Raw genomic sequence first — 21,218 nt, 5'->3', positions numbered from 1 at the left:
GTCTTCTTGTAAGTCGCAAGTTCAAATTATCCTACTTTTTCTTCAACATCTACTGGTATTATCCAGCCATGGATATCATCTCTCTTTTGCACTTTAATTTCATCCAAAGTATTTTTTACATCGATACTTACTGGATTAGTTTCGGGTAATGTAATCACCTCATCCTCATAACCTATTGCCTCTACCATTGCTATTGCAACTGCAGTTCCTGTCCCAAAAGCTTCTTCAAGCTTTCCTTCTTTAGAATATGCAATAACTTCGTCGATCGTAATCGGTCGTTCTTCTACTTCAAAACCTTTATCTTTTAGTAATGTGATTACACTATCTCTTGTAATTCCTTTTAGTATAGAGCCATTGGTACTTGGTGTAATAAACTTACCAGCTACTTTAAAAAAGATATTCATTGTTCCTACTTCTTGAACATATTTATGCTCATTGGCATCTAACCATAACACTTGGTCATATCCTTTGGCTTTAGCCTTTTCTGTAGGTAAAATAGCTGCCGCATAATTACCCGCCGCTTTTGCTTCTCCTGTTCCCCCATCGGCTGCCCGTATATATTCTGTTTCTGCGTATAGTCTAATTTTTTTTGTAAAAAATGGGCCAGCAGGAGAACATATTACAATAAACTTGTAGCTTGTTGCGGCTCTCATTCCTATAAAAGGTTCATCTGCATACATAAAAGGGCGCAAGTATAATGCACTTCCTTCTCGTGGTGGAATCCAAGCCTGTTCTATACCTACAATTTGCTTAACAGCTTCAACAAATAGTTTTTCTGGCACTGCCGGCATTCCCATTCTGGCTGCGCTATGATTAAATCGTTTGGCATTCTCTTCGGGTCTAAACAACAACGGTGTATTATTATTTCCAACTGTTGCTTTCATTCCTTCAAAAATGGCCTGTCCGTAATGTAACGCCATTGCCGCAGGATGTGTGGGAATTAATTCTAAAGGTTCAATTCTTGGGTTATTCCATTTTCCGTCTTCATATTCACAAATAAACATATGATCCGTAAAAGTTCTTCCTAAAGGAATAGTAGAAAAATCGATATCCTTTAGTTTAGAATTTGTGGTTCTTGTAGTTTTAATCTGCATTTCCATTTTGTTTTATTTAGTGCACATCCCTTTGGGTCGGGCTATTCGCTATATCTTTTTTAATTTTTCGCACTTCGACAAGCCTAGTGTGACAATTAAAAAGGATACCACTTCTATCCCTTGCGCATTTAATTTATATTTCTCTATTGCTATCAAAAGCTTCTAACTCATCTCCTACTTTACGTAAAAATGATCCTCCTAAGAAGCCATCTACAACTCTATGATCAAAGGATAGTGATAAATACATCATACTTCTAATAGCTATCTCATCTCCTTTTTCTGTTGTAATCACTTCTGGTCGTTTTTTAATAATCCCTAAAGCAAGTATCGCAACCTCAGGTTGATTTATGATTGGTGTCCCCATTAAGCTACCAAATGTTCCTACATTAGAAATTGTGAAGGTACTTCCTCCGATCTCATCAGGTTTTAATGCATTATTTCTTGCACTATTTGCCAAGTGATTTACATTTTTTGCTAACCCCAAAAGATTCTTTTCATCTGCATTTCTTACAACAGGAACAATTAGGTTGCCACTTGGTAATGCTGTCGCCATACCTATGTTTATATCTTTACGGACGACTATATTTTTATCATCTACAGAAACATTGATCATTGGGTATTCTTGAATAGCTTTGGCAACTGCTTCAACAAAAATGGGAGTATATGTTAGTTTCTCACCATGTTTCTCTTGAAATTCAATCTTCACTTTATTTCTCCAATTAACAATATTAGTGACATCAACTTCGATATAACTAGTGACATGTGGCGATGTATGTTTAGAATACACCATATGATCTGCAATCATTTTGCGCATACGATCCATTTCTACAATGCGATCTTTTCCTTCTGTAAATGGGATCTGTGGTGCAGCATAGGTTGATTTTTGTACCTGTGGTGCTTGAGGTATGCTTTGTAGCGGATATTTTCTGTGCTTTAAGTATTGCATCACATCACTTTTGCGAATTCGTCCATCTACTCCTGTTCCAGGAATACTTTGCACTTCTTCTAGCGATAAATTTTCTTTTTGGGCAATACTTATAATTAACGGTGATAAAAATGCATCTGGATTAGCTACCAATCTTTGTTGAACCACACCTACCTTTACGGCATTATTATTACTCTTGACAATATCTTTTTTAGGAGTATCTTTTTTAGAAATAGAGGCATTCTCTTCTTCTTTTACTTCTGTAGCTACTTGGCTAGCATCTGCATGTATTAAAGCAATAACTTTTCCTATCTCGACTACTTCATTAGGCTCAAACAATATTTTAGCAATTACTCCAGTACAAGGAGAAGGAACTTCAGAATCCACTTTATCTGTAGCCACTTCAAGGATCGTTTCATCTTCTTCTACAGAATCTCCAACCTTCTTTAACCAATTAAGAATGGTAGCTTCTGATATACTTTCACCCATTTTGGGCATTTTTAATTCTACTGTTGTCATTTGGTTAACTAATGTTCGTTAGTTTGTGATTTATATATTGTCTATAGACCTCATACGCTTTTAAAACCTATTGGATCTCTTCGTTATTTGTTTCTAAATTCTTCTAATGTTTTATAAAACGCTTCTTGAGTAGATCTTTGTTTTGGTACTTCTCGCAAAGGCTCTACTTCTTTTAATGATTCAAAACAATCCGCAGGTAACTGTTGATATAACATAGTTCCTTTTGTTTTCCAGTCGATCATATCATCGCTTACCTCTTTGATTACTTTGGCTGGATTACCTACAATTAAACTTCGAGCAGCAAAGATGGTTTTAGCTTTTACAAAGGACATCGCTCCTACAATACATTCATCTCCTATTTCTGCGTCGTCCATAATTACCGTATTCATACCAATCAAACAATTACGTCCTAAATTGGCTCCATGTATTACCGCTCCGTGTCCAACATGTGCACTTTCTTTTAATATAATTGATTTACCAGGAAACATATGCACTGTACAATTTTCTTGTACATTAACACCATCTTCAAGAATAATTTCTCCCCAGTCTCCTCGTATTGCTGCACCAGGACCTATGTAACAATTTTTACCAATAATTACATTTCCTGTTACTGCAGCAAGAGGATGCACAAAACTAGATTCGTGCACTACGGGTATATATCCTTTGAAGCTATATATCATTTAAACCTTTTTAGTGTTTCTTTTGTAAATTCACTTAGCACTAATCTGCCACTGATTACAGCCCTATCTGCTAATAAAGTATCCCAATTTTCTGTACCCGCCCAGAACGCTTTTTTCATCTCGGCCATAGCCTCAGGATTATAAGAGCATAAATGTTCTGCAAAAGTTTTTACTTCTTGGTCTAATGTTTCTATATCTTCAAAAACTTTAGTGAACAACCCTTTATCTTTTGCCCACTCGGCATCATAAAACGAATTTGCATCTATGGCAATCTGGGTCATTGCTGATAGTCCTATTTTACGTTCGACCGCAGGTCCAACTACAAATGGGCCAATACCAACATTGAGTTCACTTAATTTTATAGACGCGTATTTTGTTGCCATACAATAATCCGTAGCTGCTGCAACTCCTACTCCACCTCCAACAGTCTTTCCTTGGATTCTTCCGATAATAAACTTTGGACACTTGCGCATCGCATTAATTACGTTAGCAAAGCCTGAGAAAAATACCTTTCCTGTTTCGGCATCATCAATCGTTATAAGTTCTTTAAAACTAGCTCCTGCACAAAAAGTTCTGTCTCTTCCACTTTTTAAAACAATGACTTTTATATCCTCATTTTCTCCGGCATCGGTAATCGTTTGAGCTAATTTTGCCAGAATATCTCCTGGTAATGAATTATGAGCAGGGTGAAAAAACTCTATAATCCCTACTTGATTTTCTATAGTTATGTTAACGTATGGTTGTGTCATAATATTTGTTTTGTTATAACATACATCTGTATAGTATGTACAACACTTAATTAGTATTTAATCAAAAAGTCCAAACTGCTCGAAATGATGATTTAAATGCTTTACATTTAATAAATCCCATTCAAATTTATTCATATCGCCAAACACAGCATTTTTTGTAATCGCCTCAGGATTCTCTTTAAAATATGCTTCAAACTCATCAAAAGCTTCTAACAATTTTGTTTTGGCAGCGATTAAATTTTCATGTACCAAATCCTCTACAATTCCTTCTTTCATTAAAGGGTGTTGATGCCCCTCTGGCATTGGTTTATGGTTATACACCATTTCCTGTACTTTCTCTAAATATTTTTCTGGAGTAGCGATTTCAAAATCTTGAATTTCCCCAGCTCCTATTCTAATGGTCTTTTCTACATGCTCTATCATATGTTGAGCAGTCATAATTCCCCATTTAGGTTTTATACCTTCATTAAGTTTGGATAAATATCCCTCTATATTTGATCGATTCACTTGTACAAATGGAGATTTTTTTTGTACCATCGTTAAAATGGTGGCAATTGCAGTTAACTCATCTTCTTGATCAAATACTTCTACAAACCATTTTACAATTCCGCTTGGCAGTTCTTTACCACGGTGATCACGATCGATTTTTTGTTTGCAAGTTAATCTAACATATACCGTATCATTATGATATATTGGTCGTAAAAAACGACATTCTTCTAACCCATAGTTTGCAGCCACTGGGCCTTTATTAGGATATACAAATAGACCCGCAGCAGCAGCCAGGATAAAGTATCCGTGGGCAGTACGTTTTTCAAAAATACTACCGTCTAAAGATGTAATATCTGTATGGGCATAGAAATGATCCCATGTTAGATTTCCAAAATTAATAATATCGGTATCTGTTACCGTACGCTTATGGGTTTTAATAGACATCCCTGGTTGGATATCTTCCCAATGATACGAAAATGGATGCTGTTCTGATTTTTTATAAGCTGAATTTGCTTGATAAATTCCTGTAACTTCTGTTAAAGTAGTTGGTGTACCTTGAATAGCACATCTCTGCATATAATGCTTGATACCTCGCATTCCTCCCATTTCTTCACCGCCTCCTGCTCTTCCGGGTCCGCCATGTGTAAGCATTGGCAGTGGAGAACCATGACCTGTACTTTGCCTTGCATTTTCTCTGTTTCCTATCAAAATACGTCCGTGATGAGACGCTGCGCCCACCACATATTCTTTTGCAATTTGATCATCATACGTAAAAATAGAAGACACCAATGAACCTTTACCCATTTGAGATAATGTAATTGCGTCCTCTAAACTATCATAAGGCATAATCGTAGATACAGGTCCAAATGCTTCTATTTCATGAACACCTGTATTCTTAAATGGATTATCTTCTCGTAACAAAACAGGAGATACAAATGCTCCTTTTTGAGCATCAGCACCAATAGTTTCTATTTTATCGAGATCCCCATATACTAATTGTGCAGTTTTGGCAATCTCTGCTACATTATCCTTAAAACTTTCGACCTGTTTCTTGCTTGCCAGAGCTCCCATTCGAACTTCTTTCAATCTTGGATCTCCAATAGTTACCTTATCTAATTGCTGACCTAATGCTATTTGTACATCTTCAACTAGATCTGAAGGCACAATTATTCTTCGAATCGCAGTACATTTTTGACCAGATTTTACGGTCATTTCTTTTCTAACTTCTTTGATAAACAAATCAAATTCTGGTGTCCCTGGCACAGCATCTTTTCCTAATACAGACGCGTTTAAAGAATCGGCTTCCATTGTAAAGGGTACAGATTCTTCTATCAATCTTGGATGTGCTTTAAGAATTCTACCGGTATGTGCCGAACCTGTAAACGTAACAACATCTTGAGAAGCCACTGTATCCAATATTGTTTTAGTCATCCCACTTAGTAGTTGCAATGCTCCTTCTGGCAATATCCCTGAATGAATAATTACACGAACTACAGCTTCTGTTAAATATGCGGTTTGGGGTGCTGGTAGTACTACTGCTGGTACTCCAGCCATCCAGTTTACTGCGCACTTTTCTAGCATCCCCCATATCGGGAAATTAAATGCGTTTATGTGTACGGCTACACCTCTTTTAGGGACTAAAATATGATGTGCCATGAATCTTCCTCCTCGGGAAAGATCTATAGGATCCCCTTCTACATGATATGATTGATTAGGAAATAATTTACGCAAGGATGCGTTTACAAAAAGGTTACCAAACCCTCCTTCTATATCTATCCAACTATCAATTCTAGTTGCACCAGAACGATAACTTAATTCATAAAACTCTTCTTTGCGTTTAGTAAGGTACAATGCTAGTTTTTTTAGCATGTTACCACGTTCTTGAAACGTCATTTTACTTAAAATCTCACCTCCTTTTGTTCTTCCGTATTGTAGAACTTCAGGAATATCGAGACCTTCTGTAGTCGACATACCTATAACTTCGCCAGTTACGGCATCATGCATTATGAGTCCATCTCCAGAACCAGCAACCCATTTACCATTAACGTAATTTTCTAGTTTTTTCATAAATTAAAGGTTAACGTTTTCTATAATACAAGCATATCCTTGTCCTACACCCACACACATAGTGATAAGCGCGTATCTTTTATTTTGTTCTTGTAATTCTAAGGCGGCAGAATATGCAATTCTAGCCCCCGTAACACCCAAAGGATGTCCTATAGCAATGGACCCCCCATTTGGATTAATTCTTGGATCATTGTCTTCTAAACCCCACTCGCGTATGCATGCTAAAGCTTGAGAAGCAAATGCTTCGTTAAGTTCTATAACATCAATATCCTTCATTGTTATTCCTGCTTTCTCTAAAGCTTTGTTTGATGCTTGAACAGGCCCTATACCCATAATTCTTGGTTCTACTCCTACAACCGCAGAACTTACTATTCTTGCTAAGGGTTTCAAGTTATATTTTTGTACTGCTTCTTCTGAAGCAATTATTGTAGCAGCAGCACCATCATTAAGTCCAGATGAGTTACCCGCAGTAACACTTCCATCTTTTTTAAAAGCTGCGCGTAATTTTCCTAATACCTCTTTGCTCGTATTTGGTTTAATAAACTCATCATTAGAGAATAGGATAGGGTCTTTTTTGCGTTGCGGAATTTTGACAGTCGTAATTTCTTTTGCTAGTCTTCCAGATTTTTGAGCAGCCGTAGCTTTCATTTGACTCCAATATGCAAAAGCATCTTGATCTTCTCTTGAAATATTATATTTTTCAACCAAGTTCTCTGCCGTATTTCCCATTCCATCTGTTCCATACAATTCTTGCATTTTATGGTTTACAAAACGCCATCCAAAACTAGAATCATACATTTTAGAATCGTTACCATAAGCTGATGAAGGTTTGGCTATCACATATGGTCCACGTGTCATATTTTCTACTCCTCCTGAGATGAAAAGATCTCCATCTCCTGCTTTAATAGCACGATTAGCATGAATTATGGCAGATAACCCCGAGCTACAAAGACGATTTACAGTTTCTCCGGGAACCGTAAATGGCAAACCAGCCAATAACAATGACATTCTTGCAACATTACGATTATCTTCTCCTGCCTGATTAGCACATCCCATTATTACATCATCATATGCTTCTTTGGGAATATCTGGGTTATTTTCTACCAATTTCTCTATAACCAAAGCTCCTAAATCATCGGTCCTAACTGCTGATAAGGTTCCTTTATAATTGCCTATTGGAGTTCTGACTCCATCAATAATGTATGCTTCTTTCAAAATTTTTAAATTTTTAAATGTAAATGCAAATCTGATTAAAACTTGTTTATTTAAAATTTTACATTTTACAATATATTTATTCTTTCAGTTTTGCTGACAATACCGACTTTTCTATTACTGGTAAATATTTAGATTCTTCTTTTTCCAAAAAATAAGAAGATACCATAATTGTTTTTTCTCCTGCAGGAAAGGCATGCATCATTAATATAACGTTATTACCTTTTTCATTTACTGCCAATAACTTCTCAACCAAAACTTTCTTCCCTTGTATTTCTACTTCTTCTAGTTTCAAGGTTTTTCTTCCATCTTGGTTTTTTGGTTTTTCCTCGGCTTGCCTTTTAAACTCTTCATAAGAATCTGAAGCTAACATTTTCATAATCCCTGCCGTCTTTTCCTCGTTTTCTTTGTTAATGGCATTATCCACTACAAAAACAGTTTCGTCAATTTCCATCTCAATATTATCATTGAAAGCTTCATTAAGTGCTGTTTCTAAATCTTCTGCTGTGTAATCTCCTTCTTCGCTTGTTATCTCAAATTTTGATGGATCGACATCAGAGGAAGTTTCTTTTTTAGTCTTCACCTCTTTTCCACAAGAAATAAGCAGTAAAAAAGAAGCCATTATTAAAATTGTTTTCAATTGTTTAGAGTTTGTGTTTAGTTATGGTTAATATGGTTTATTTTATATTTATTCCCAGTCTTTACCGGTTCTATATACTACTCCTTTAAATAGGGCAACAATATCATTTTCTCTTTTTACCTCAACGATATTAAACCCTATTTTAGTTTTAGTTATATCGGTTACAGCTTCTGCTATGATATAATCTCCTTCTTCAAGCGCTTCAATATGATTAATTGATGTTTCAATAGAAACAGCGTATTTACCATGTGTATTTGCTGAAAAACCAAATGCTGTATCTGCTAATGAATAGCTAATTCCACCATGCGCTTTCCCCATGCTATTAAGCATTTCTTTTCTAATTGTCATACCCACTTTACATCTTCCAATCTCGCATTCTAAAATTTCAATTCCGAGCCAACTGCTGTATGCATCCTGACGTAACATTTTATATGGAATATCTTCTGCTTTAATCATACTTTATGGTGAATTACTACTTCTTATTTTTCTGGGATTAAAAAAAGGTTTTGTTTTCTTTATTCATTTTTCTAAGAATCGGACTACATCGATATCTATCTTCATGATATTCGTCATACAAATCATCCAGCATCGCAACACACCAGTTTATACTCTTTTCGTCTGCCCAAGCCAAAAGACCTTTAGGGTAATTCACTCCTTTGGTCATTGCATTATCAATATCTTCTGCAGATGCAATATTCCAAAACAATGCATCAGCCGCCTCGTTAATTAACATGACTAATACTCTGTTAAAAATATACTCTGATAAGGCTGTATCCTTATTTGGTTGCGGTTGCACTATATCATCACCATATTCGTAATACCCTTTTCCTGATTTTCGACCGAGATATCCTGCCTCAGACAATCTTTTTTGAGTAAATGAAGGTTTATATCTTGGATCACAATAAAAAGCTTTAAAAACAGTCTCGGTAACGGTATAATTAACATCGTTTCCTATAAAATCCATGAGTTCAAAAGCTCCCATTCTAAATCCTCCCAGAGTTTTAAGACTCCAATCTATTGTTGCGATATCAGCAAGGCCTTCTTCATAAATCCTTAAGGATTCTCCGTAAAATGGTCGTGCTACTCGATTAACAATAAATCCGGGAGTGTCTTTTGCGATAGCCACTACTTTTTTCCAGTCCCCAATAATTTGAACAACTTTCTCTGTCGTATGAGTTGAAGTTTGTACTGCTGGAATTACCTCTACCAATTTCATTAAAGGTGCTGGATTAAAAAAGTGAATTCCAATACAACGTTCTGGTTTATCTAAAGACGAGGCTATTGATGCAATTGACAAGGATGATGTATTTGATGCAATTATCGTCGTAGCAGAAACATAGCTCTCTAATTCTGAAAACACCTTCTTTTTAATATCCAGATCTTCAATAATTGCTTCTATAGTAAGATTAGCATCATGTAAGTCTTTTAAGGAACTTACATAGGAAATATTAGATTGAATACGGTTTTTTTCGATTTCATCGATTCTATCTTTTTGGGTCAATCGAGTTAGTATTTTCTCTAAAGCTTGTTTACTTTTATCGAGTGCTTCTTGTCTGGTGTCGAATACTTTTACCACGCATCCAGCAGTAGCTGCAACTTGTGCTATACCACTACCCATTGTTCCAGATCCTATAATACCTACAATCATATTTCTATTTACCTTTAAAAATCGGTTTTCTTTTTTGAATGAATGCATTTACTCCTTCTGCATAATCTTCGCTTTCTGCTGCTTCTATTTGTAAATCTGATTCTACGCTTAATTGTTCTTCAAGAGTATTCACCATAGATTGATTTAACAATCTCTTTGTAAGTCCTAATGCTTTGGTTGGCATCTGTGCTAATTTTAAAGCTAGCTTATTTGCTTCCTCGATAAAAGTATCGGCGGAATATACTTTGTATAACATTCCTAATCGCTCAGCTTCTTCTGCAGAGACTTTATCTCCTAACATCATGAGTGCAGAAGCTTTTTGAAAACCAATTAACCTAGGAAGAAAAAACGTACCTGCACTATCAGGAATCAACCCTATCTTACTAAATGCCTGAATAAAGCTCGCATTTTCTACAGCCACTACAATATCACAGGCCAATGCAATATTTGCTCCGGCTCCTGCTGCTACTCCATTTACTGCCGCTACAATAGGTTTTTCTATCGTTCTTATTCTTTCTATAATTGGATTATAATGTTCTTCTAATATTTTTCTGAAACCAGGGTTCAACTCTGGTGATGTAACTTCATTTAAATCCTGACCTGCACAAAAAGCCTTACCGTTACCTGTTAAAATAATTGCTCTTACTTCTTGGTTAGCACCACATTCATCTAAGGTATTTTGAAGTAATAAGGCCATTTCTCTGTTGAAACTATTAAAAGTTTCTGGGCGGTTTAGCGTCACTTGCGCCACACCATTCTCAATGTGTAATTGTATTGAAGGCATAGTTCTTTAATTCTCTATTTTAAATTCTGGATTATAAATAATTCCAATGATATTGTTCCAAGGGCACTTTACTGATGCTACCACAATTTCACCTCCTACATTTGTTGGTTTTTCATATTCGGAAGCCCCTAAATCCAATAATTTTTGATATGTATTATTAATATTATCTACACCCCAATAAGAAATTGCAGCTTCTGTTTTTTGATCACCATCATTATCTCTTGGTTGTAATCCTAATTCAAACCCTCCGATATTATATCCGATATAAAAAGGCTCGTCGAAATAAGGCTGTTTATCAAAAGCCTTAGCATACCAATCTTTTGCTTTTTCCAGATCACTAACTTTATAAATTGTGGTTCTTAGGCCTAACATTATTTTATAGTTTTGTTTGTACTCTGTATTTTACGATTAAAATCGCCTACTATCATTTAAGACACTTAAAATAATCAAAGGGTTCAAGGCAATCATCACACTGAAATAGCGCTTTACAAGCCGTTGATCCAAATTGACTTATTACTTTAGTATTTGGTGAACTACATTGCGGGCATTTTACTATTCTTTTACCTCCCAGTAGTACTTCTTTATCCGCTTCAGCTTCTAAAGGAGCAGCGATACCATATCTTTCTAAGGCTTTTCTCCCTCTGGGGGTAATCCAGTCTGTTGTCCACGCTGGAGCCAATACTAGTGATACTTCGGCTTTAATATTTACTTTCTCAAAAGCATGAACAATATCATCTCCTATTACATCCATAGCTGGACAACCACTATATGTAGGCGTAATAGTCACTTTTACAATATTATCTAGGACTTTTGCAGTTCGAACAACACCCATATCCATAATTGACAAAACAGGGATTTCAGGATCATGAACTTCTTCCAGAATTGGAATTAGTTCAGGATCTATATGTTGCTCTAATTGTATTGTCATTTTATAGTAGTTGTAGTCAAAAAAATACGTACAATAGAAAAATCATAAATATAAAAATGCAATTAAATTACCATTTCATATTAGGATATGTTCTTTGCATATATTGTAAATCTGAAAGTAAATACCCCATGTGTTCGCTATGGATTCCTTGTTTACCACCTTTTTGAAACCATTTGGTTTCGGGCACTTTAAGAGTAGCTTCTTCAAGAATTTCACTTACTATCTGGTAATATCTATCTTTTAATGTCTTTACATCGATACCAATATGATGTTCTACTGCTAAAGTATCATCTGCTGTCATATGAAATAGCTCGTCTGTAAATCTCCATAAATCATCTACGGCTTCTTGTACTTTTTCATGACTCTCTTTTGTTCCATCTCCTAATCTCTTCATCCAATCTGATGAAAATCGCTGATGATAACTCACTTCTTTAATTCCTTTTTTAGCTATTGCAGCTAAAGTTGAATCGGTACTATTTTCTAATTCTCTTAAGAATAGCAGATGAAAAACATCATAAAAAAATTGTCTTGTAATGACATACCCAAAATGCCTATTAGGTTGTTCTACTAGAAGTACATTTTTATATTGTCTTTCTGTTCTTAGAAAAGCAATATCATCTTCGGTTTTTTCTCCTTCGGTAAGTTGAGCAGCATATTGATAATAGCTACGCGTTTGCCCTAATAAATCTAACGCCATGTTGGTCATAGCAATATCTGTTTCTAGATTTGGCCCATGTCCACATAATTCTGATAATCGTTGTCCCAGAATCAAGGCATTATCAGCTATACCAAAGATATATTGTACTTTATTTTCGTTTTTCATTGTAAAATTTGCTTTAATTAGAAACATTACATTTTATTGAAACATTTCTTTGGATGCCTATCACATATGTTTCACTTCATCTGGTAACGTATAAAACGTTGGATGTCTATACACCTTATCGTGAGCAGGGTCAAATAATTCTTCGCTATTATCTGGATTAGAAGCTGTAATATTTTTGGATTCTACCACCCAAATACTTACACCTTCATTTCTACGTGTATATACATCTCTTGCATTTTCTAAAGCCATTTCAGCATCTGCAGCATGCAGGCTTCCAAAATGGCGATGTTCTAAACCATTTTTACTTCGTACAAATACTTCCCAAAGGGGCCAATTATTTTTCACACGTTTATGTTTTAGTAATTATTCTATAATTTGTCTTATGATTAAGAACTTCTCTGATCAAAAAATCAGATTGCCTTTTTAAGTTTCTTATCCTCTTCTTTTTTGGCATATGCCATTGCAGCATCACGAACCCATTCTCCCTCTTCCCAAGCATTAACTCTTGCTGATAATCTTTCTTTATTACAAGGGCCATGACCTTTTACGACTTGCCAAAATTCATCCCAGTCTATTTCTCCAAAATCATAGTGATTTGTTTCTTCATTCCACTTTAAATTTGCATCAGGAATTGTTAATCCTATCAAGTCTGCTTGCGGTACTGTTTGATCTATAAACTGTTGACGCAATTCATCATTAGTTTTTCTTTTTAGTTTCCATTTCATTGACTGTTCGGTATGCACAGATTCTGCGTCTGTAGGTCCAAGCATCATTAATGCTGGCCACCACCATCTGTCTAAAGCATCCTGAGCCATTGCTTTTTGCTCTGGCGTTCCCTTAGCAAGAGTCATCATAATTTCATATCCTTGTCTTTGATGAAAACTTTCTTCCTTACACACTCTTACCATAGCCCGTGCGTATGGTCCATAAGATGTACTGCAAAGCGGTACTTGATTGATAATAGCAGCACCATCTACCAACCAACCAATGGCTCCTATATCTGCCCAAGTAATCGTTGGATAATTAAAAATACTAGAATATTTTGCCTTACCTGTATGTAGTTGATCGTATAACTCATCTCTAGAAATACCTAAAGTTTCACAAGCACTGTATAAATACAAACCATGTCCTGCTTCATCTTGTACTTTAGCCAATAATGCTACTTTTCTTCTCATCGATGGGGCTCGGGAAATCCAATTCCCTTCAGGAAGCATTCCTACAATTTCAGAATGAGCATGCTGAGAAATCTGACGAATATGGGTTTTTCGATACTTCTCGGGCATCCAATCTTTTGGCTCGATCTTTTCATCTCTGGCAATCCTTTGATCAAAGATTTCCTCTAAATTTTTTATTTCTTTTTCGCTCATAACAATCTGTTTTTATTATGAAAATGAATTCTATTGTATACAATCAAAATGATGTAAAAACATCATTACACGTCAAAATCTACAACTACTTTTTCTGTTGTAGGTACTGCTTGGCACGATAGAACTAGACCTTTTGCTACTTCGTCCGGTTCTAACGCATAATTTATTTTCATTTCTACCTCTCCTTCGATAACTTTACATTTGCAGGTACTACAAACACCACCTTTACATGCATAAGGCAAATCCGCTCCTGATGCTAGTGCGCCATCTAAGATGTTGTCATAATCATCATCCATTGCAAAGTGAAATTCTTTTCCTCCATCAATAATTGTGACTTCGGTACCGTCGAATTTATGCTCTGCTACTTCTGCTGCCCGTTTTTGATCTTCTTCTGTTCCTCCAGAAAAGAAGAGCTCATAATTCACTTTATCTTTTGACAAACCTGCATTTACCAACTCATCTCTTATTAAAAAAATCATTTCTTCTGGACCGCAAACGAAACATTCATCTATACTTGAGATATCAATAATTTTGTTTGTTAACTCTTGTATTTTTTCTGCAGTAAATCTTCCATTAAGCAATGGTATATCTCTTTGTTCTTTAGTTAAGAAATAAAATATCTCTAACCGGCCAAAGTACTTATTTCTAAGTGCTTCTATCTCTTCTTTAAAGATAATTGATTTAGCGTTTCGATTCAAATAAAACAGTTTAAAAGTACTATTTGGCTCTTTGGCCAAATGGGTTTTAATAATCGACAACACAGGAGTAATACCACTACCAGCAGCAAAAGCTATGTAGTTTTTTGCTTTCGCAGGCTCTACTTCAACAAAGAAATTTCCTAAAGGAGGCATTAAATCTATAAAATCACCTTCTTTAAGAATATCATTCGCATAATTCGAGAACACTCCTCCATTTATTCTTTTAACAGCAACCTGCCATTTGTTTTCAACAGGGCTTGAACATAGAGAATACGATCGTCTAACTTCGTCACCATTAATCAAAGTTTTTAGCGTAAGGTGTTGACCTTGCTTATACAAAAACTGTTCTTTTAACTCTTCAGGAATGTCAAAAGTAATCGAAGTGCAATCCTTAGTTTCTTTTGTTAATTGAGAAACTCGTATGGGATAAAAATCAGTCATACAGTTTATTTAACTAAAACGTTATAGTAGAACAAAACTAACAATTGTTAGTTTTATATACAAACTAATTGTTTGTTAATTTTTTACCGCAGCGGATTATTACCTATACAATCCCCTTAAGTAGAACAGACATCATATCACGTTTAAGTATGTCTGCATCGATATTTTTTTGTTTGGGATACCATAAATAAAGAGTTCTAAGCGTTGACAATGTTGAAAACACCATTATCTCAATATTATACGATTTAATATCCCCTTTATCTACACCTTTATACACTATGTTTCTAAAACTTTCTTCATATTCATGCCTCATTTTTTCAAAATATTGAAGGTTTTCTTCTTCTAAATGCATCCAATCATTATTTAGAGAAGCTAATCCATCTGAATTCCTTAACGTAACATCTATATGCAGGTTTATTATGTTTTGTAATTTCTGAATTGCATTTTGATCAGAATTTGCAATTTGATTCATACCTGTTGTAAATTCTTCTGCTAAATCAATAATGATCGTAGAGAGTATCTCTTGTTTTGATTGTATATGATTGTACAAACTTGCAGCTTTAATCCCCATAGCTTTAGCTAAGTCTCTCATGGTAACTGCACTGTATCCTTTTTCTTTAAAAAGTATTGCGGCTGCATTAATTATTTCTTGCTTTCTGCTTTCGGGTCTCATTGATTGTTAAGTATTAGTTTTTATAGAATATAGGGTTGTTCATATCTTATTTTTAAACCGTATGACTATATCATTTTGACGAATTATACTACAACATAGTCTTTATCACAATTACCAAAAATAAATTTTAATCTCTTATAATACATATTTTTACAAATAAAAACCTAGATTATCGTAATTTAACTGCTTTAACCATATCTTAATTATTCATTAACCCTATACTACACATGAAGCACTTATTTATTATTTTACTTTTCTTCACTTTCTCAAATACGAAAAATTGCAACAATAAAAAGACTACTGATATTCATAAAGACCAAACAATCCAGGAAACAATACCATCCAAATTTTATATTATCACTCTTAATGGAAAAGATATTTCAGAAGAAAAACTTCATATTACATTTGACAAAAAAAGTAATTCAACCTATGGGTTTAGCGGCTGTAATACTTTTTCGTGCTCATACACAGATAATAAAGAAATAGTTTCTTTTGAATCTCCGATTAGTACCAAAATGTATTGCGAAAAGAAAATTAAATTAGAAGACAGTTTTCTTAAGAGCATCATACAATCAAAAAGCAAACATATAAAACAAGACTCTTTATTTTTAAGAGATAAAAACAAAAAAGTTTTAATCAGTGGAATACGCGCAAAAGAAGAATAAGGAATCAATCCTAAAATTAGCGCAACACTTTTTTTGTAAAAGACGTTCTATTAGAAGTATTAGTAATATAAACAAAATACATTCCAGGAGCCCTATCTGTCATATCGATAATTTTTTCGTCAGTTGATAATTGACCTGTCTCAATAGTGCGTCCTGCTATATCAAAGATACTAAAACCTAGTACTTTTCTAGCGCCATTCTTGATGGTGACTGTAGATCTAGAAACATCAAAAAACACATCAACTTCTCCAGCTTCGATAGGAGGATTGACTCCGCCTCCGTTTTCTATTTCCTGAGTAAACGTATCTAAAGTAGTTTTTCCGGTATTCGTAGGATCTAACCAATTTGAAAGTCTTGTTGCATCGGTTGTTCCAAAATCCCAAGAAACATCAAATCGCCCATAAAAATCCGGATCACCATTATCATTTACACCATCGCATGCCGCAGTACCACCAGAAAGTTTTCCTATAATCCTACCTTGTGGATCAAAAAGAGCAGATCCTGACGAGCCTCTTTCGGTAACTCCAAGGTCCCAATCTGTTATATTCCAAACTTCTGTGGTAGGGTTACCATTAAAATTAACAACTCCTTGGGTAGGTGCTTGATCATATCTACATACTTTCATAATATCTCCTGAAGGGTGATGTATCCCCACCACAAAACTTGGAGCTGTACCGCTACGATCCCAACCTGCCCATTCTAGATCCCATGCTGGATCTAATCCTCCATCCAGATTTAATAGTTTCATATCAGACTCACTATTAGATGCTAATAACGTTGCACCACTAGTCGTCTGATTAACCGTGGCATCAGGACTATTTGCTGTTGTTGAACAAGAAGGAGTTGGACTTATCCAATTAAAACGAAATGCCCAAGTCGCTGTTGATCCTGAATCACAATGATTTGCCGTTAGGAAATACGGAGCCTTATCATTTCTTGTATTATTTATCAATGTTCCAGTACAAACAAATCCATTAAGAACAATAAACCCTACCGACTTCTTTAATTCATTTTTTAAAGCTTCAAAATCAGAACCTACAGGACAATCAACATCTTGATTACAATCCCCAGAACTCCCAAGGGCCTTTGCCTGTACTTCGGCATCTGTTACAGATCGATAACCGTGTATTACTTTAGAAATATTCAACATTCCTTTTCCTCTCACTTTTCTAGGCTCATAATACTCCACCCAAATATCATCTCCTTCAACCAACCAAGTTCCTAGCATTTCATCAGGCCGATTAAATATATTTGTATACGCCCCTAAAAGATCTGTTTTATCATCATTATATAAATATACTGTACCTCCTCTAGGGATTTTATAGGTATTAAAAACAACATTTATTGTTTTGGCTCCATCAGAAACAATATTAATTCTCCAGATTCTATCTCCATTTGGAAGTTCATCCCAAACCCCAGCATTTTTAAACCCTAAATCTACCTGGAGCTCATGTCCAAATCGAAAAGGCACACCCTGTTTTTGATCATTTATTGCATCTTCTGCTTTGATTTTATCCATATCAAAAGTCTCCATTATCTCTGGAGTTATACTCTTTTTGCTTATTAGATTATAACTATGCGGGACTCCTTCATTAGTGATTTGTGCATCAACCATTCCAAAAGCAAAAAACAATACTATTATCAAAACATTATATCTCACAACTCTATTTTTATCTAAATCAAATTTAATCATTTAAAAATAACATGAAATTATCTTAACTTTTAATTTTGTAAATTCTTGTATGTTATAACAGGATATTTTAAAGAATTAAAATTACCAACTACTACATCTTGATTGTCTTGTAGTATAACGTATAATTTTACTAATTAAGTACATCTTTCTATTATATAACACATTAACACCAAAACACCCTACTCTTTTTTTAATTTTTTAATCAGCCAGTTATGTATTCTGTCTGGATAAAAAGACAGAATAACGCAAGGGTAGTTTCAGAAATTCACTAAAGATTAACATTTATGATGAAATTCTAGATCATTTCTACTTTTATATTCGCCATATTAAATAAAACCACTATTTTCCCATTCTATTATAGTTGAATAAAACATTTTTTTATGTCGCAAACCATAACTTCTAATCCTTTAATTGATAGGTTACCTGCACACTTGAAGCAATTCATAAAGCCTCAAAATTATGAAGAGTACACCCCAATTAATCAAGCTGTTTGGAGATATGTAATGCGTAAAAATGTTACTTCTCTCAGTAAGGTTGCACATAAATCATATTTAAAAGGTCTTGAAAAAACTGGAATTTCAGTAGATGATATCCCAAGTATGTATGGCATGAACAGGATTCTAAAAGAAATTGGGTGGGCTGCTGTGGCTGTAGACGGTTTTATTCCTCCTAATGCTTTTATGGAGTTTCAGGCTTATAACATTCTAGTTATTGCATCTGATATAAGGCAATTAGAAAATATAGAATACACTCCTGCTCCTGATATCATACATGAAGCTGCAGGACACGCACCTATTATTGCGAATCCAGATTATGCTGAGTATCTAAGGCGTTTTGGAAAAATTGGCTGCAAAGCTATTTCTTCTAAAAAAGACTATGAGATGTATGAAGCAGTTCGTAAACTTTCAATTTTAAAAGAAGCATCAAATATTGATCAAAATGATATTGACAATGCAGAAAAAAAAGTAGAAGCACTGCAAAATCAAAAATCAACACCTTCTGAAATGGCTTTAATTAGAAACCTGCATTGGTGGACAGTTGAATACGGATTGATAGGTACTACAGAAGATCCAAAAATATATGGTGCTGGACTCTTGTCATCTATTGGAGAGAGCGAGTGGTGTATGACCGACAATGTAAAAAAAATATCATACTCTCCAGAAGCGGCTTTTCAGGATTTTGATATTACAAAACCCCAACCGCAATTATTTGTGACACCTGATTTTGCGTATTTATGTCAAGTCTTAGAAGAATTTGCAGATACTATGGCCTTACGGAAAGGCGGACACAGAGGACTTGCCAAACTTATTGAATCAGAGAATCTAGGAACAATAGAATTAAGCACAGGGTTACAAGTTTCGGGAATATTTAATCGAATGATTAAAAATGAAGACAATGAAGTCATCTATTTTGAAACCAAAGGTCCAACAGCAATATCTTTTAGAGAAAAAGAACTTATTGGACACGGAGTTGATACGCATTCTAATGGTTTTAGATCTCCTATTGGAAAATTAAAAGGCATTAACCTTGCTATCGAAAACATGTCTCCTCGAGACCTAAAAGCATATAACTTTTACGATGGTGAATATATAGAATTTGAGTTTGAAAGCGGAATTACTGTAGCAGGGAACAATATCACAGGAATGAGAAACGTACAAGGCGAATTGATTTTGATTCAGTTTAGTGAATGTACCATTAAATACAAAGACGAATTTTTATTTAAACCTGAATGGGGAACTTTTGATTTAGCTGTTGGTAAAGAAATTGTTTCTGCTTTCTCGGGACCAGCAGATGATAATTCTTTTGACTTGGTAACACATGTTTCAACTACTACGACTGTGAAACAAGAACATAGCTCTGAGAAAAATGAATTGCATGAACTCTATGCATCGGTGCGGAACATTCGTAATGGTGAAAATTCAAAATTTTCGTTAGAAGCTATTTTCGAAATTATTGAAAAAGATCATCAAAACGACTGGTTACTATCGTTGGAAATCTATGAATTGGTTCATGATAGAGATCCAAAATTTACATCTCAAATTTTAAAATATCTTAATGAATTAAAACTCAAAAGAACTGAAATAAAACATCTAATCGACAGTGGTTTAGAAATAATTGATAAAGATCTTACAATTGCCTAATTAAAGTTTCTTATTAAAAATCCATAAAAGGATATTCAGCTTGGAGCTGATTCTTTTTTGACCATAATTTTTCCAAAAACATATTATGTTGCTTACTGTTAGGATTAAATGAACGATGAGCTAATCCTTTTTGGATTTCTTCGACTTCGCGCATTGTTTTTTTCACTTTTTCTTCGAACCAAACTTCTAAAAAACGTTCCCAAATATACTGAATAGCAGTTTCACTAGGGTGAATCATATCTGCATTATAAAAACGATAATCACGCAATTCATCCATCACAATCTCGTATGAAGGAAAATAAACCAACTCATCAATAGCATCCTTTACTCCATGAACAGCAGCTATCAGATGCGATTTACTTCTATTATTCTCTATAACTCCATCTTTAATATGTCTTACAGGAGAAACTGTACATATTATTTTGGCCTTAGCATTTACACTTTTTATTAAATTGATACTATTCTGAAGGCATTGTTCTATTTCAGAAACAGATAATAATTGTTTTTCAAATTCTCGTTGCGGTATTTTATGACAATTAGCTACCACCATATCCAAAGATTTTAATCTATATACCCAAGAAGTGCCAAGAGTGATAAAAATATGTGTAGATGACGCTATTTTTTTTCTTGCTTGAGTCAAGGCAGTATTTAAACGCTTACATAATGCCTCTTGACTTGAGTCACTTAAAGACGAGTGCGCATCAAAACAGTGCCATTGCTCATTATGATAAAACAAATCTGTTTCTGTATATATTTCACCTTGGGTAGCCATCCAAAGAAAAGTTTCTATGGCTTTAGGGTGAAACAAAATCCCAAATGGATTGATTTCATTCTTAAATTTATAATACTCAAATTTCTCTCCAATATTCTCTGCAAAACAAGAACCGAGCATAAACAATTCTGACTCGTAATCGATTTTTTGATCTTGGGGATCTACTTTTATTTTTGTCTGTAGGTTCATAGTATTCTGTTTCTCGCTAAG

Annotated in this window: 21 protein-coding genes; 2 read left to right on the top strand and 19 right to left on the bottom strand. The window is 34.7% G+C overall.

Annotation, left to right across the window (positions count from 1 at the left end; genetic code table 11):
- Positions 1–26 precede the first annotated feature (26 nt).
- The 17 genes from D1816_RS21405 to D1816_RS21325 all read right to left on the bottom strand — a co-directional run bounded on the left by D1816_RS21405 (position 27) and on the right by D1816_RS21325 (position 15,737).
- Positions 27–1,094: a branched-chain amino acid aminotransferase gene (locus D1816_RS21405; protein ID WP_233565222.1), complete on the bottom strand. Its 1,068-nt coding sequence runs from the start codon at positions 1,092–1,094 to the stop codon at positions 27–29.
- Positions 1,095–1,227: 133 nt separating this feature from the next.
- Positions 1,228–2,538, bottom strand: a complete 1,311-nt coding sequence (locus D1816_RS21400) for a dihydrolipoamide acetyltransferase family protein (protein ID WP_118505582.1) — start codon at positions 2,536–2,538, stop codon at positions 1,228–1,230.
- A gap of 83 nt (positions 2,539–2,621) precedes the next feature.
- Positions 2,622–3,218: a transferase hexapeptide repeat family protein gene (locus D1816_RS21395; protein ID WP_118505580.1), complete on the bottom strand. Its 597-nt coding sequence runs from the start codon at positions 3,216–3,218 to the stop codon at positions 2,622–2,624.
- Positions 3,215–3,967: an enoyl-CoA hydratase/isomerase family protein gene (locus D1816_RS21390; protein ID WP_118505578.1), complete on the bottom strand. Its 753-nt coding sequence runs from the start codon at positions 3,965–3,967 to the stop codon at positions 3,215–3,217. Before D1816_RS21390 ends, D1816_RS21395 begins: the two co-directional genes overlap by 4 nt.
- Before the next feature lie 57 nt (positions 3,968–4,024).
- A complete protein-coding gene (paaZ, locus tag D1816_RS21385; protein ID WP_118505576.1) occupies positions 4,025–6,523 on the bottom strand; it encodes a phenylacetic acid degradation bifunctional protein PaaZ in 2,499 nt (832 codons plus the stop codon).
- 3 nt (positions 6,524–6,526) lie between these two features.
- The gene (gene pcaF / locus D1816_RS21380) at positions 6,527–7,738 is read right to left on the bottom strand and encodes a 3-oxoadipyl-CoA thiolase (protein ID WP_118505574.1); all 1,212 of its coding nucleotides are present in this window, start codon (positions 7,736–7,738) and stop codon (positions 6,527–6,529) included.
- A 76-nt stretch (positions 7,739–7,814) separates the two neighbouring features.
- Positions 7,815–8,357 (bottom strand): hypothetical protein, encoded by a 543-nt coding sequence (locus D1816_RS21375; RefSeq protein ID WP_118505572.1) that lies wholly within the window; start codon positions 8,355–8,357, stop codon positions 7,815–7,817.
- Between the two features lie 66 nt (positions 8,358–8,423).
- A complete protein-coding gene (locus tag D1816_RS21370; RefSeq protein ID WP_199729930.1) occupies positions 8,424–8,831 on the bottom strand; it encodes a PaaI family thioesterase in 408 nt (135 codons plus the stop codon).
- A gap of 37 nt (positions 8,832–8,868) precedes the next feature.
- Positions 8,869–10,023, bottom strand: a complete 1,155-nt coding sequence (locus tag D1816_RS21365; RefSeq protein ID WP_118506313.1) for a 3-hydroxyacyl-CoA dehydrogenase NAD-binding domain-containing protein — start codon at positions 10,021–10,023, stop codon at positions 8,869–8,871.
- 4 nt (positions 10,024–10,027) lie between these two features.
- Complete coding sequence (locus D1816_RS21360) at positions 10,028–10,807, bottom strand: enoyl-CoA hydratase-related protein (protein ID WP_118505570.1); 780 nt, start codon at positions 10,805–10,807, stop codon at positions 10,028–10,030.
- 6 nt (positions 10,808–10,813) lie between these two features.
- Positions 10,814–11,179: a VOC family protein gene (locus tag D1816_RS21355; protein ID WP_066307905.1), complete on the bottom strand. Its 366-nt coding sequence runs from the start codon at positions 11,177–11,179 to the stop codon at positions 10,814–10,816.
- A 52-nt stretch (positions 11,180–11,231) separates the two neighbouring features.
- Complete coding sequence (paaD, locus tag D1816_RS21350; RefSeq protein ID WP_118505568.1) at positions 11,232–11,735, bottom strand: 1,2-phenylacetyl-CoA epoxidase subunit PaaD; 504 nt, start codon at positions 11,733–11,735, stop codon at positions 11,232–11,234.
- A 67-nt stretch (positions 11,736–11,802) separates the two neighbouring features.
- Complete coding sequence (gene paaC / locus D1816_RS21345; RefSeq protein ID WP_066308522.1) at positions 11,803–12,558, bottom strand: 1,2-phenylacetyl-CoA epoxidase subunit PaaC; 756 nt, start codon at positions 12,556–12,558, stop codon at positions 11,803–11,805.
- A gap of 60 nt (positions 12,559–12,618) precedes the next feature.
- Positions 12,619–12,903, bottom strand: a complete 285-nt coding sequence (gene paaB / locus D1816_RS21340) for a 1,2-phenylacetyl-CoA epoxidase subunit PaaB (protein WP_066307909.1) — start codon at positions 12,901–12,903, stop codon at positions 12,619–12,621.
- A gap of 65 nt (positions 12,904–12,968) precedes the next feature.
- Positions 12,969–13,925 (bottom strand): 1,2-phenylacetyl-CoA epoxidase subunit PaaA, encoded by a 957-nt coding sequence (gene paaA, locus D1816_RS21335; RefSeq protein WP_118505566.1) that lies wholly within the window; start codon positions 13,923–13,925, stop codon positions 12,969–12,971.
- A 65-nt stretch (positions 13,926–13,990) separates the two neighbouring features.
- On the bottom strand, positions 13,991–15,064 hold the full coding sequence (paaE, locus tag D1816_RS21330) for a 1,2-phenylacetyl-CoA epoxidase subunit PaaE (protein ID WP_118505564.1): 1,074 nt from the start codon (positions 15,062–15,064) through the stop codon (positions 13,991–13,993).
- A gap of 103 nt (positions 15,065–15,167) precedes the next feature.
- Complete coding sequence (locus tag D1816_RS21325; RefSeq protein WP_066307917.1) at positions 15,168–15,737, bottom strand: TetR/AcrR family transcriptional regulator; 570 nt, start codon at positions 15,735–15,737, stop codon at positions 15,168–15,170.
- A 227-nt stretch (positions 15,738–15,964) separates the two neighbouring features.
- Between D1816_RS21325 and D1816_RS21320 the strand changes: the two genes are divergently transcribed.
- Positions 15,965–16,402 (top strand): META domain-containing protein, encoded by a 438-nt coding sequence (locus D1816_RS21320; protein ID WP_066307923.1) that lies wholly within the window; start codon positions 15,965–15,967, stop codon positions 16,400–16,402.
- A 16-nt stretch (positions 16,403–16,418) separates the two neighbouring features.
- Here D1816_RS21320 and D1816_RS21315 read toward each other — a convergent pair whose 3' ends face one another.
- Positions 16,419–18,062 carry a T9SS type A sorting domain-containing protein gene (locus D1816_RS21315; RefSeq protein WP_158597701.1) on the bottom strand — a complete coding sequence of 548 codons (1,644 nt, stop codon included), beginning with the start codon at positions 18,060–18,062 and terminating at the stop codon, positions 16,419–16,421.
- 413 nt (positions 18,063–18,475) lie between these two features.
- Between D1816_RS21315 and D1816_RS21310 the strand changes: the two genes are divergently transcribed.
- Positions 18,476–20,236 carry an aromatic amino acid hydroxylase gene (locus tag D1816_RS21310; RefSeq protein ID WP_118505562.1) on the top strand — a complete coding sequence of 587 codons (1,761 nt, stop codon included), beginning with the start codon at positions 18,476–18,478 and terminating at the stop codon, positions 20,234–20,236.
- A gap of 13 nt (positions 20,237–20,249) precedes the next feature.
- On the opposite strand, the gene D1816_RS21305 is transcribed toward D1816_RS21310, so the two are convergent.
- A complete protein-coding gene (locus D1816_RS21305; protein ID WP_118505560.1) occupies positions 20,250–21,197 on the bottom strand; it encodes a GSCFA domain-containing protein in 948 nt (315 codons plus the stop codon).
- Positions 21,198–21,218 lie beyond the last annotated feature (21 nt).

The organism is Aquimarina sp. AD10 (assembly GCF_003443715.1).
Taxonomy (GTDB): domain Bacteria; phylum Bacteroidota; class Bacteroidia; order Flavobacteriales; family Flavobacteriaceae; genus Aquimarina; species Aquimarina aggregata.
Note: the sequence above shows the minus strand (reverse complement) of the source record. Positions and strands in the feature narration are given on the sequence as shown.

Bases quoted from the DNA above. Each gene is read 5' to 3' on its own strand.
- D1816_RS21365 (WP_118506313.1), bottom strand. From the start codon at position 10,023: ATGATTGTAGGTATTATAGGATCTGGAACAATGGGTAGTGGTATAGCA.
- D1816_RS21400 (WP_118505582.1), bottom strand. From the start codon at position 2,538: ATGACAACAGTAGAATTAAAAATGCCCAAAATGGGTGAAAGTATATCA.
- D1816_RS21310 (WP_118505562.1), top strand. From the start codon at position 18,476: ATGTCGCAAACCATAACTTCTAATCCTTTAATTGATAGGTTACCTGCA.
- D1816_RS21360 (WP_118505570.1), bottom strand. From the start codon at position 10,807: ATGCCTTCAATACAATTACACATTGAGAATGGTGTGGCGCAAGTGACG.
- D1816_RS21355 (WP_066307905.1), bottom strand. From the start codon at position 11,179: ATGTTAGGCCTAAGAACCACAATTTATAAAGTTAGTGATCTGGAAAAA.
- paaZ (WP_118505576.1), bottom strand. From the start codon at position 6,523: ATGAAAAAACTAGAAAATTACGTTAATGGTAAATGGGTTGCTGGTTCT.
- D1816_RS21395 (WP_118505580.1), bottom strand. From the start codon at position 3,218: ATGATATATAGCTTCAAAGGATATATACCCGTAGTGCACGAATCTAGT.
- paaD (WP_118505568.1), bottom strand. From the start codon at position 11,735: ATGACAATACAATTAGAGCAACATATAGATCCTGAACTAATTCCAATT.
- D1816_RS21320 (WP_066307923.1), top strand. From the start codon at position 15,965: ATGAAGCACTTATTTATTATTTTACTTTTCTTCACTTTCTCAAATACG.
- D1816_RS21375 (WP_118505572.1), bottom strand. From the start codon at position 8,357: ATGGCTTCTTTTTTACTGCTTATTTCTTGTGGAAAAGAGGTGAAGACT.
- D1816_RS21325 (WP_066307917.1), bottom strand. From the start codon at position 15,737: ATGAGACCCGAAAGCAGAAAGCAAGAAATAATTAATGCAGCCGCAATA.
- paaA (WP_118505566.1), bottom strand. From the start codon at position 13,925: ATGAGCGAAAAAGAAATAAAAAATTTAGAGGAAATCTTTGATCAAAGG.
- D1816_RS21305 (WP_118505560.1), bottom strand. From the start codon at position 21,197: ATGAACCTACAGACAAAAATAAAAGTAGATCCCCAAGATCAAAAAATC.
- D1816_RS21390 (WP_118505578.1), bottom strand. From the start codon at position 3,967: ATGACACAACCATACGTTAACATAACTATAGAAAATCAAGTAGGGATT.
- paaE (WP_118505564.1), bottom strand. From the start codon at position 15,064: ATGACTGATTTTTATCCCATACGAGTTTCTCAATTAACAAAAGAAACT.
- D1816_RS21370 (WP_199729930.1), bottom strand. From the start codon at position 8,831: ATGATTAAAGCAGAAGATATTCCATATAAAATGTTACGTCAGGATGCA.
- D1816_RS21405 (WP_233565222.1), bottom strand. From the start codon at position 1,094: ATGCAGATTAAAACTACAAGAACCACAAATTCTAAACTAAAGGATATC.
- paaC (WP_066308522.1), bottom strand. From the start codon at position 12,558: ATGAAAAACGAAAATAAAGTACAATATATCTTTGGTATAGCTGATAAT.